We start from the raw sequence: 10,377 nt of genomic DNA on the forward strand, positions 1-10,377 counted from the left end.
CACCCCCTATGCGGCTGAGCTGGCCCGCGCGATATCGCTGACGGTGAGCGTGAAGTCCGTGCCGTCCGGTGTCATCACGCAGTCGTGCTTGGTCAGCGGTACTAGGTCGGCGTCCGTGCCCGCCCCGATGTCGGGGTCGTAGCAGATGATCGCGGCGCCCACGGTGTTGCCGCTCGTGGCGGTCCACGTCACGTCTGCGGCGTCGATCGCGACGCGGTCATTGGCGTCGTCGACCGTCACCGTGACCGACGCCAGGGCCTTGCGGCCCATGTCGGTCTGCTCGTTGGACGCGCCCGCGAGGATCGCGTCCAACGTGTCGTAGTCCCGCATCGTGGCGTCCGACACCAGGCCGGCCGCTTCCAGGAGGACCAGGACCAGGCCGTCGTTCGCGGCCGGCAGGGACGCGTAGTGGGCGAGGCGGCCCAGCGCCTGGTTGAAGATGATGTCAGCCATGGGTCAGGCCTCCTTGCTGCCGTAGCGGTCGATCAGCTCGGCCTTGGTGAGGGCGGCGATCTCTGCGGCCTCGTCGGAGTCCTGGGCGCGGCTGGTGGCGTACTCCACCCAGGCGGCCTTGGAGTCCCGCGCGGACGGCTCCTGCGGCGGGCCGCTGCTCGGCGGGTCCTGCGCGGGAGGCTTCGGGGTCTTGGGCTCCGGGGCCTTCACCGGCTGCGGTGCGGCGATCCTGGTCCAGTTGGGCAGCATCTCCAGCCGGGCGTTGCGGTGCCGGTACTCGACCTCGTCGCCCGTGTTCGCGTTGCGGTACCTGTACGTCATGGGGGATCCCTCCAGCGGGGTCGGACAGAACTCGGCCACCAGCGCCCGCATCTGGCGGACCTGGCCGGAGGCGGCCTGGTAGCGGCGGTAGCGGGCCAGGGATTCGGCCGAGCCGACCGCGCGGGAGCGGCGGGGGGCGGGCGGATGCCACAGGTGGAACAGGTCGCAGTTGCCGCGCCACATGGGCCCGGCGAGCGTGTCGAGGGCGAGCGCCCATGCCTGGTCTTCCTGCCCCCAGCCCGTGAAGGCAGGGTCGAGGGGGACGCCTTCGAGGACGTCCCGGGCGAGGACGACCAGGCCCCCGCCGGGCGTTCCCGGGTGGATCTCCTGCGTCGGCTGCCCGAACATGGCGGCGCCGGCGAGGACGGATTCTGTGGCTTCGGGGGTGAGGCGGCGGACGAGCTGGTGGGGCATCGCCCACCGCGCCCTGCCGGTTCGGATCTCCTCGACGGCGAATGGGGTCCCGACACTCCACACGTCGGCGTCCGCCACGATCAGCACGTCCGCAGTCGTCTGCCGGAGCGCGTCGGCCACCGCCGCGCCCTTCGACCAAGGGCCGTCAGGGCAAGCCCCGGTGACGATCTCCCAACTGGGGTGGGCCGCCTCCCACCGGGCCCGCACGCACGCCCACACAGCCTGTCGTGGACCACCGTCGGGGCGCCAAGGCACCAGCACGGCGACACTCACACCGGCTCCCGGTAGAAGACGACGTCCCGCACCTCACCGCCACGCAGGGCTTGCCCGGGGCCGCGCGCCCACCGGTTCAGCCAGTCGTAATCCCGCACCCACCGGTCCACCTCGCGGAAGCCGTGCCCCTGCATCACCTCGACGACGTCCGCGTACGGGCTGGCCATGGTGGAGTCGTCCACCGTGCTGGTCTCGACGACGACCAGGCGCAGCGCCTGCCAGGGGGCCGCGGCGAGGACGTCCAGCTCTCTGCCCTGTGCGTCGATCACCGCAGCGTCCGCGTGGGGGGCGATCTCGTCGAGGCGCTGCACGTCGACCTCGATCGCCTCCGTCACTCGGTCTCCGCGCTGCGGAGCGGCGAGGGTGGAGAGGTTCGTACGGGCCATCACGTGCAGCTGCGCGCGCCCGGGCTTGGACCCGCACGCGCACTCGTGGACGATCGCGTCCGGGTACTCCGCACTCAGCCGCTCGGCGAGCGCGGGGATCGGCTCGACGAGGGTGATGTTCGGGATGCCGGCCTCGTAGTAGATCGGCACCTCCTGGCCCTCGTGGGCGCCGACGTGCACCAGCTCGGTCGGCCTGTAGGCCAGGTTGTTCAGCAGGGCGGGCAGAGCGCGCATGACGTTCGCCACCGGTTAGCCTCCTCGGGTTGCCGGGTGGCGCAGGTAGTCGGCCACGGTGTCGAAGTCGTCGGTCAGGTCGTCGATCTCGGTGAACCAGTCCCGGCTCACCCTGTGCTTGCCGAGCGGGGTGCCCTGCCACGCCCGCAGCAGCATCCACCCCGGCGGCCGCGTCACGACGCCCGTCGCCCGGACCCCGTGGACGTGCGCGAGCCGCTTGTCCATCCGCCCGAGCTGGCCCGACCACCACGAGGCGGCGAAGATCTCCCCGTACGGCGTGCCGGTCACCTTCGACGGGCCGTACCGTCCGAACACCCGGTACGTCTGCGGCCGGAACCCCGCGATCGTCTCCATGGCGGCATCGGTGAAGTACACGTCGCCGAGGAGGAGCACCGTCCTGCCGGCCCTCGCCCACAGATCCCGCGTGGACGTGTACTCGCACAGCCCGCTGCCGTCCCGCTCATGCACCGTCACCCCGGGCACCCGGTACCGCGCGTCCCCGGCCGGGACCGTGACGTGGACGTCGTCGGTGAACTCGCGGACCTGGCCCACGGTCCGGTACAGCAGCGGCACCCCGTGATGCGCGGTCAGCGGCGCCAGGTGCTTCGGCACCCCAAGGTGGTTGCCCCACTTCTCCGAGCCCCCCGCACAGGCGATGATCACCCGCACTCGAACACCACCCTCTCGACGTCCCGAAGCCGGTGCTCCCACAGATGCCGCTCGCCGATCAGCGTGATCGCCGCCTCGGTCATCTCCCGCCTGCGGGCGGCGGTGAGCGCGTCGATGCTGCGCCCCAGGCCGCCGAAGTCACCGCGGTCGTACAGCAGCATCACGTCGTCGGTGAACCCCAGTCCCGCCATGCCCTCGACGCGCGGGTGCGCGAGGAGACCACCGCGGCCAAGGGTGCAAACGACCCGGTCCGACCAGTACCGGCCGGCCTCCGCAGAGTCGCCGAGGACGAGCTCCGCCGACGCGTACAAGGTGCCCAGGTCCGGGCCCCAGACGGGCCGGGACCGGCCGTACTGCACGAACCGGTGCCCCCACCGGCGGCGGGCCCAGTTGAGCAACGCTGGCCGGTGTCGGCCGTGGATGTCGGGCACGTAGCCGCCGACGAACACCGCCCGGCCGGGGAAGCGGCGCCGGTCGGGGAGGCTGCGGCCGAGCCAGCGGCGGCCGAGCGGCGGAGGCAGCCAGTGATGATTCACCCCGCGCGCGGCGAACTCCGCCTGGTGGCCGCCGTCGGCAGTGAACACCCACTGGCACGACCACCACGGATGCACGCCGATCTGATCCTCCCGGCGGCCGATCCCCCAGTACAGATCGAGGTGCAGGCCCACGGTGACGGTCCCGGCGTCCTCGATCCGGCACAGCATCTCGGGGATGTTGCCGGTGGGGTCGTGGCCGTGGGTGCGGGCCCAGATCAGCAGGTCCGCGCCCTTGCACGCCCGTACAACGTCGTCGGCCGGGATGTCGCGGGCGGGCAGGTGGAGCATGTCCCAGCCCAACTCTTGGCCGCCTTCGGTGAGGCAGTCCTTCCACCGGTTGAGGTGGAGCGGCCGGGGGGCGCCGAGCACGACAACTCGCATCCGGCGCCCCCCTCTCACCCGCAACCCACCATCCCCAGGCGGGCTTAGGAACCGGTGCCGTCGCTGATCAGGACGGCCCGGTCTGCATCGAGGGTCTTCGTGCCGTACAGGCAGTCGACCGAGACGACGGTCTGCTTGTACTTGATGTCGTAGTCGTAGACCACGCGCAGCGCGAACCCCTTGTAGTTCATGATCGTCGCGTCCTGGGCGCCCGGAGGAACCTCCAGCGTCCGGGTCACCAGGGCGAACGCCGTCTTGTGGAAGGCGACGGACTCCTCCGGGTCGGTGACGTTCTGCGTCATGTACGGGTCGAACCCGGACACGCGCCCACCGAACGACGCCTCCCGCAGGCCCTCCGTGTCGCCCCGCTTGTCCGCCTCACGCCAGGTGCGCTCAGCCACCCAGCGGGACTTCGTCAGCGGGCCCACGACCACGCGCCGCTCCGACGGGGGAACGTTCTGCTGGTCCAGGACCCGGCCGGCCTCGATGAGGACGCGGGAGTCGGACCACGGGTACTGGCCGTTGGGGTAGTTGTAGTCCTCCCCGGCGGTGTTCTCCGCGACGGCGCCGATGGTCTGCGTGATGTCGTCGCGCAGGGTCAGGAGATCGCGGTCGATCTTCTGGGCCATCGCCTCCATCATTGGGTCGAGGAGCTGCTCGCCGAAGTCGTTGATCTCCAGCGTGAGCTGCTCGGTCGTCACCGCGACGGAGACGTCCGGGAAGTGGTTGAGGACGACCGGCACGCCGGACTCGGTGGCGTTCTGCGGCACGATGCCCGTGCTCCGGTTGAACTCGGAGGCGGTGAACGTCGCGGGCTTGCGCACGGTGATCGTGTCACCGACACGGCCAGCGAAGTCGGCCTCGTAGTCGCGGTGCACGAGCATCGCCATGTGCGTGGACTCGTACAGCGTCGCCAGGGCCCGGCGGGCGATGATGTCGGGGGTCAGGAAGGTGTTCGGCACGGTGGCCTCTCTCTATGAGGGCTCAGCCGCCGCGCGCCTTCCGGCGTGCCTCGCGGTGAGCTTCGATCGAGTCGTCGTTCTTGGGTCGTCCTCCGGTCCCGCCGGAGAAGTCGCCGGAGTTGCGCGCGGGCGCCTGGCTCGCGGCCTTGAGCTTGGGGTTGTCGGTCACGGCCTGCTTGATCGCGGCCTGGACCTTCCTCGCGAACTCGTCCTCCGAGGGGTCCAGCCCCTTGATGGAGTTCAGGAAGGCGCGGGAGTCGGTGAGCGCGTCCGGGTCGGCGCCGTGCGCGCCGGCGTGCCGGTAGATCGCCAGCTCGACCGCCGTCTCGCGATGCGCCGCGGTCGCCTGCTCGATCTTCGCCGTGAGCGCCGCCGGGTCGGGCGGGGTGTCCTTGTCGTCCTTGATCAGGCCGAGCGCCTTGCCGAGTTCCTGCACGATCTCCGCGCGGGCCTCGTCGGCCGCCGCCTTCTTCGCGGTCGTGCGAGCCTTCGCAGCCTCGCCGTTCGCCGTCTGCAGCTCCTTCTGGAGCCGGGCGATCGTCGCGGCCGTGTCCTCGCCGTCGCTCTTGGCGGGCGGCTTGGGCTTCGGCTTGGTGTCCTTGCCCGCGTCGTCCTGCCCGTCGTCGCCGGTCCCGCCGGCACCGTCGTCGTCCTGGTCGTCGTCGGTGCCTGAGTCGTCACCGCTGCCGCCGTCGTTGGATCCGGAGCCGTCTCCGTCCCCGCCGTCGGCGTACCACGGGGCGAAAGGGCCGTGACCGTACGGGTGGACCCAGCCAGCACCAGCCAGCCGGGGAAGGGTCTTCTTCTGCATGTCGTGCACTCCCGGTGCGCGTAGGAACGCCCCGCACCCGGCGGGGCTGTACTGCACTCCGGCCCGCACCCGGCGGGCGGAAGACTGTGTTAGCGGGCTGTCTCCAGCCGCTCGCGGTGGCCCTTACGCGGCAGGCCCGTGTCAGCGACCAGCTCGCGGATACGGGCCTGATAGCCGCGAGCGCGCGCCCGGGCGGCCTTCGCCTCCTGCTCGGTCAGCGCGGTCTTCTCCCGCCGCTGCCACTTCCGTACCTGCCGCTCCAGGTACCGCTGCTGCTGGGTGTCCTCGTACGTCCCCCGTGACGCCTGCACAGGCGGGATCCGCGAGGCGCCAGGCAGGTAGGCAGACACGGTGTGCCGGCAGTTCGGGTGCATCAGCCCCGCCGCACGAGCCTCCGGCAGCGACCCGGCCACCTTCACCGTGACCATCTCGCCGTCCTGAGTGGCGTGCTCCACCTGCACCTCGCGCTTCCCGGGCGCGCCCGTGCGGGCAAGGATCTTCCGCTCCCACGGGCGGCACAGCTCGCACTCCTCCGGCGCCTGCGACACCAGCACCAGCTCCACCCCGGCCACGCCGAGACGATCGGAGTGCGCCTCGACAGCGGCACGGCCGACCGCCGACCGCATCGCCATCTCGACGTACGACCGCATGTCCCACGCCCGTCCCGAGCGGTCGACGAACCCCGTGACCCCACGGTTGGCGAACGCGTCGAGGGCGGACTGAGCGGCCTGCCGTCGGGTCTGCACGCCGAGCACCGGCGCGGCAGCGGCGCGGGCGACGACGTCCCGGTACGCGTCCATCGTGGTGCGCAGGATCCGCAGGTGCACGGGCCCCGTGTCGTTGATGACCGCGGCCGCCAGGCGGTCGACGACCGGCGCCGTAGGCAGCGCGGTCGCCGCAGCGGCCGTCTGCCCCACGCCGAGCGCGCCGAGCTCGGCCACGGCCGCCTGCTGGCCCCGTTGGTACGCCTCCACGAGCGCCTCGTGAATGGCGCCGGACGCGTCCGTCTGGAGTGCGGCCAGCACCTCGTCGATGGCGGCCTGGAGGTTGCCGACGGCGGCCAGCTTCAGTTCCACCCAAGCCGGGCTGTCGATGCCAGCGGCGAGGGCTTGGCGCACCTTCTGGAGCAGAACGCCCTCGGCCGCCTCGTAGAGATCAGCGACAGCAGCAGCGAGGTCTTCGGCCATGGCCGGGGAGACGGGCACAGCCCACCACCACCTTCTACGGCAGCGCGCCGGTCTGCATCGGGTCCGGCACGGCCTGTCCGGTCTCCGCCTGAATCCGCGCCACCTCCGCGTCGACCAGGGCCTTGTCCCACTCGGGGTGGACCATCCGGACCCTCGTCTCGGTGGACGCCGCCATCGCCCGGTTGAGGACGTCGGCCGTGTTCGCCAGCGACAGCGGGTCCTCCTGCACCGAGTCGTAGAACTCGATGCTCGGCCGCTGCGGAACCACCTTCGTGCCGAACACGTGCCGGTCGACGGCGAGGAGGGCGTGCACGGCGTTGCCGAGGCCCGGTCGGGTCCGCAGGATCTTGCGGCCCCGGGTGGTCATCGACCGGCGCTCCTTGGCGTTGGTCTCCGTCGCGGTGATCGCGACGTCCCCGCCGATTCCGAAGGTCTGCCCCGAGTAGCCGGCCGACCGAAGGATCTGGTTGACGAGGTCCTCCGCCGTGTCCCGGTGCTCCTGGACCCGGATGTCGAACTGCGCCACGGTCAGCTGCGCACCGTCGCCGCGCGCCAGCATGTCGATGCCCGCGAACGCCTCCTGGTCCGGGTTCCATGAAGCGCCGCGCCCGGGCCCGTTGGACTGGAGGTAGGCGTTCGGGACGACGATGCGCCCCTTGCCGAGGCGGATGTCCCGCATCCACGAGGCGTACGTCTCGTCGAGGGCATCCATGATCGGCTCGACGCCGTCCAGGTCAGACCGGCCGAGGTGCTGGAGCAGCGGGTTGCACCGCCACCGGCGGGACACATCGTTGGGGATGTGCGAGACGTCCAGGCCCTCGTAGCCGGTCTCCACCAGGCCCTCATCGGTGACGACCTCGGCGAGCCCCTCGGTGGCCGGGTGGTCCTCCAGAGGCACCCGGTGGCCGAGCTTGGACTTCGTGCCCTGGAACAGGCCGTGCTCGATGACGCCGGGCTCGTGCCGCTCCAGGTGGCGCCAGACCTGGCCGTCTTCCTCGTGGACGATCCGCCAGAACGTGACCGCGGAGAGCCGGTTCCAGCGGAACTCGGGGACGGCGCGGTCGGCGTGGACCGCGTCGAGCCACGGGCGATCGGCAAGGTCGGTGTCGTATACCGGTCGTAGGTACACGCTGCCCAGTGCGGCGCCGACTTCGGCTGCGGCCTGGAGGGTGGCGAGCATGCCGTCATCGACCAGCTCGTCGAGGCGTTCCTGTGTCGCCGTGTCCTTGCCTTCGACGGTGAACGTCGGAGGCTCGGAGAACAACAGGTTGGCGGAGCCTCCGCAGAGGTCGCCGGCGATCGGGACGTGCAGCTTGGTGCGGCGTTCGCCGGGTGCGGTGGGTGTGCCCCACCACCAGCGGGCCAGCTTGCCGACGACGCCTCCCGCGTACTGGAGCCGCTTGGGGTCAGGGGCGCCGCTGTTGCTGCCGCCGTAGAGGGATTCGAGGCGGTCGGGATCGCCGGACCACCAGGTGTCCCAGGTGTGCATGGCGTCGAGGGCGGGGGCGAGTGCTGGCGGGGGCCAGGGGACGTTACCCGTGGGCAGCGGCATCGGTCACCTCCCTCTCGGAGCGCCAGGCGCGGAAGTTCTTCGCGTACACCCAGCCGTATGCGGCCGCCGAGGCAAGGAAGCCGTACTGCTGGGTGGACAGTGCGTAGGCGATCCACAGGAGCTGGGCGCTGAGGCCGATGGCCCAGCCGAGGGCGCGCTTCCGGCCGGCGAAGTAGAGGCCGGTCACGCCGACTGCGGTGAGGAGCCAGGACCACCAGGCGATCACGCGGCGACCTCCAGTCGCGTTGGTAGGTAGGGCCGCCACAGGGCCTCTGTCGTGCGCAGGCCGTACCGGAGGGCGTCACAGGAGTGATCGTTCTCCTTGATCGGCTTGTCCTCGCCGCGCTCCGCCGCTTCGTCGTCCCAGGAGTAGCCGGGGATCTCGTCGATCAGACCCACCGCGGACTCGTGGATGTACAGGTCTTCGGTGGTCAGCAGCGAGGACACGGTGCGGATGCCGTCGAGGACGGAGTTGTCCGCGTGGGTGACGCCGAGGACCTTGTCACGGTGCAGCTGCTCGATGTACGAGGACGCTGACGGGTCAACGACCGTCCACTCCGGGGCGACGCCGACCACGTTCGTGCCCGGCTGCGGCACCTTCGCGAGCCAGGCCCGGCGGGCCCGGGAGTACTCGGCGTCCGTCATCTGCTTCCGCTCGCGGCGGGAGTCGTACCGGTACTCGGAGACGACGTACAGCTTCCGGTCCGCGCCGAGGCCGAGCAGGATGTCCGCGTACGGGTTGACCGTGCCGTAGTCGATCGCGTCGCACAGCCACCGGTCGATCCTCGGCAGGGTACTCACGACGTGCTTCTTGACGTCGAACTGCTCGTAGATCGCGCCCTCGGACTGAACCCAGTGGCCGAGGATGTAGCGGCGATACCAGAGGCCGGTGAAGTTCCGGCGCATCCGGGCCTTGTAGTCCTCGGACAGGGCGGGGTTGTCGTCCATGACGAAGTGCCAGGTGCGGATGCCCAGCTCGTCGGCGCGGTTGAGCCAGTCCTTCTTCGCCCAGTGGCCCGGGTTGTCGGGGTTGGTCGTGGCGAAGATCAGGGCGCCGGGCACCGACATGCGGTCGATGAGCCGCTTGAAGAACTCTTTCGGCAGCAGCGTCAGCTCGTCGACGTACGCGCCCGCGCCCGTGAGGCCGCGGAGCCGGGCTTCGGCCTTGGCGTCGTTGGCGGTGATGACCTCGATCTGCTTGCCGAGGATCCACGCGACGCTGGAGCCGCGGGTGTAGGAGACGAGCTTGGCGACGTCGACGCCGACGATGCTCGGGTCTTGGAGCGGGCCGAAGACGTTGCGGGCCACGGTGTCGTAGGTCTTGCCGACGACGACCAGCTGGCCGCCGGAGGGGGCTGTCACGACGTACATCAGCCAGCGCAACAGGCTGGCGATGGTCTTGCCCGATCGGACCGAGCCCTCCCACACGTTGAGCCAGGCCGTGGAGTGGGCGATCGAGCGTTCCTGCTTGTCGGACAGCCGCAGCTCAGTGGTCCCCATGCCGGGCTCGCAGCTGGTCGAAGAGGTTCGTGAGCAGCGAGCCGACTTCGCCGGCGCCGCCCTCCTCCTTCGGCGGGGCGAGCCTCAGGGACCGGTCGACTGCGGTGGCGACGAGGCCCATCAGGGCCCGCTTGTCGCCTGGGGTCGGCTCTGGGGCGTCGTAGGTGTCGAAGTCGTGGTCCTTGCCGCCCCAGTCCCAGTAGGTGTGCGGAGCGTTGATCTTCGCGGCCTCGCGCTCGGCGATGTCCTGGAGCGTGAGGGCGAAGGCGGCGCGGCGGGCGGCGAGGTCGGCCTGCCGGATCTCGGTGGCTTGGCGGACCTCGGCGGCCCGGGAGAAGGTCAGGCCGAGGTCTTTGGCGATGGTGCTGATGGTGCGGCCGCCGCGGCCGAGGAGTTCGGCGATCTCGTTGCGGCCCTTGCCCTGGGCGTGGAGTTCGCGGACGCGTTGGCGTTCTTCGTCGGTGACCGGTTTGGCGGTGCCCATGCGCGGTCACCCCCAGGCGCGCGAAGGCCCGGCCTCGCACGGGCGGGCCGGGCCTAGGTGTGTGGGCAGTCGTGCAGCTAGAGGACTGCGGTGCGATCGACGTTGAGGATCTTGCAGGTGACCTTTGTGGCGCCCTTCAGATCCTCGCCCGTGGCGAAGGCCACGTTGTTCTCGGTCTTCGACTTCCCATGGTTGAGGTCCTTGGCGAAGGCGT

Annotated in this window: 12 protein-coding genes; all 12 read right to left on the reverse strand. The window is 70.9% G+C overall.

The annotated features are described in order from the left end of the window. Positions 1-6 precede the first annotated feature (6 nt). The 12 genes from M8J73_RS17630 to M8J73_RS17685 all read right to left on the reverse strand — a co-directional run bounded on the left by M8J73_RS17630 (position 7) and on the right by M8J73_RS17685 (position 10,163). Complete coding sequence (locus M8J73_RS17630) at positions 7-453, reverse strand: hypothetical protein (protein ID WP_055536570.1); 447 nt, start codon at positions 451-453, stop codon at positions 7-9. Between the two features lie 3 nt (positions 454-456). After that, entirely contained in the window at positions 457-1,308 is an 852-nt protein-coding gene (locus tag M8J73_RS17635) for a hypothetical protein (RefSeq protein WP_055536569.1), read from the reverse strand. 149 nt (positions 1,309-1,457) lie between these two features. Continuing rightward, positions 1,458-2,093, reverse strand: a complete 636-nt coding sequence (locus M8J73_RS17640) for an FkbM family methyltransferase (RefSeq protein WP_055536568.1) — start codon at positions 2,091-2,093, stop codon at positions 1,458-1,460. A gap of 3 nt (positions 2,094-2,096) precedes the next feature. Then, on the reverse strand, positions 2,097-2,693 hold the full coding sequence (locus M8J73_RS17645; RefSeq protein WP_157873007.1) for a hypothetical protein: 597 nt from the start codon (positions 2,691-2,693) through the stop codon (positions 2,097-2,099). A gap of 47 nt (positions 2,694-2,740) precedes the next feature. Further along, positions 2,741-3,667 carry a glycosyltransferase family protein gene (locus tag M8J73_RS17650; protein ID WP_157873006.1) on the reverse strand — a complete coding sequence of 309 codons (927 nt, stop codon included), beginning with the start codon at positions 3,665-3,667 and terminating at the stop codon, positions 2,741-2,743. A 44-nt stretch (positions 3,668-3,711) separates the two neighbouring features. Beyond that, positions 3,712-4,629 (reverse strand): major capsid protein, encoded by a 918-nt coding sequence (locus M8J73_RS17655; RefSeq protein ID WP_055536565.1) that lies wholly within the window; start codon positions 4,627-4,629, stop codon positions 3,712-3,714. A gap of 22 nt (positions 4,630-4,651) precedes the next feature. Continuing rightward, positions 4,652-5,440, reverse strand: a complete 789-nt coding sequence (locus M8J73_RS17660; RefSeq protein WP_249828783.1) for a hypothetical protein — start codon at positions 5,438-5,440, stop codon at positions 4,652-4,654. Between the two features lie 89 nt (positions 5,441-5,529). Beyond that, positions 5,530-6,645, reverse strand: a complete 1,116-nt coding sequence (locus tag M8J73_RS17665) for a phage minor capsid protein (RefSeq protein ID WP_055536563.1) — start codon at positions 6,643-6,645, stop codon at positions 5,530-5,532. A 16-nt stretch (positions 6,646-6,661) separates the two neighbouring features. Further along, the gene (locus tag M8J73_RS17670; RefSeq protein WP_055536562.1) at positions 6,662-8,179 is read right to left on the reverse strand and encodes a phage portal protein; all 1,518 of its coding nucleotides are present in this window, start codon (positions 8,177-8,179) and stop codon (positions 6,662-6,664) included. Then, complete coding sequence (locus M8J73_RS17675; protein ID WP_055536561.1) at positions 8,160-8,405, reverse strand: hypothetical protein; 246 nt, start codon at positions 8,403-8,405, stop codon at positions 8,160-8,162. The genes M8J73_RS17670 and M8J73_RS17675 overlap by 20 nt, the downstream gene beginning before the upstream one ends. Further along, on the reverse strand, positions 8,402-9,679 hold the full coding sequence (locus tag M8J73_RS17680; RefSeq protein ID WP_055536560.1) for a PBSX family phage terminase large subunit: 1,278 nt from the start codon (positions 9,677-9,679) through the stop codon (positions 8,402-8,404). Before M8J73_RS17680 ends, M8J73_RS17675 begins: the two co-directional genes overlap by 4 nt. Next, positions 9,666-10,163 carry a helix-turn-helix domain-containing protein gene (locus tag M8J73_RS17685; RefSeq protein WP_063799129.1) on the reverse strand — a complete coding sequence of 166 codons (498 nt, stop codon included), beginning with the start codon at positions 10,161-10,163 and terminating at the stop codon, positions 9,666-9,668. The genes M8J73_RS17680 and M8J73_RS17685 overlap by 14 nt, the downstream gene beginning before the upstream one ends. Between the last annotated feature and the right edge of the window lie 214 nt (positions 10,164-10,377).

This window comes from Streptomyces neyagawaensis (assembly GCF_023516595.1).
GTDB lineage: Bacteria > Actinomycetota > Actinomycetes > Streptomycetales > Streptomycetaceae > Streptomyces > Streptomyces neyagawaensis.

Coding starts and splice junctions, on each gene's coding strand:
- M8J73_RS17680 (WP_055536560.1), bottom strand. CDS start 9,679: ATGGGGACCACTGAGCTGCGGCTGTCCGACAAGCAGGAACGCTCGATC.
- M8J73_RS17670 (WP_055536562.1), bottom strand. CDS start 8,179: ATGCCGCTGCCCACGGGTAACGTCCCCTGGCCCCCGCCAGCACTCGCC.
- M8J73_RS17650 (WP_157873006.1), bottom strand. CDS start 3,667: ATGCGAGTTGTCGTGCTCGGCGCCCCCCGGCCGCTCCACCTCAACCGG.
- M8J73_RS17630 (WP_055536570.1), bottom strand. CDS start 453: ATGGCTGACATCATCTTCAACCAGGCGCTGGGCCGCCTCGCCCACTAC.
- M8J73_RS17660 (WP_249828783.1), bottom strand. CDS start 5,440: ATGCAGAAGAAGACCCTTCCCCGGCTGGCTGGTGCTGGCTGGGTCCAC.
- M8J73_RS17685 (WP_063799129.1), bottom strand. CDS start 10,163: ATGGGCACCGCCAAACCGGTCACCGACGAAGAACGCCAACGCGTCCGC.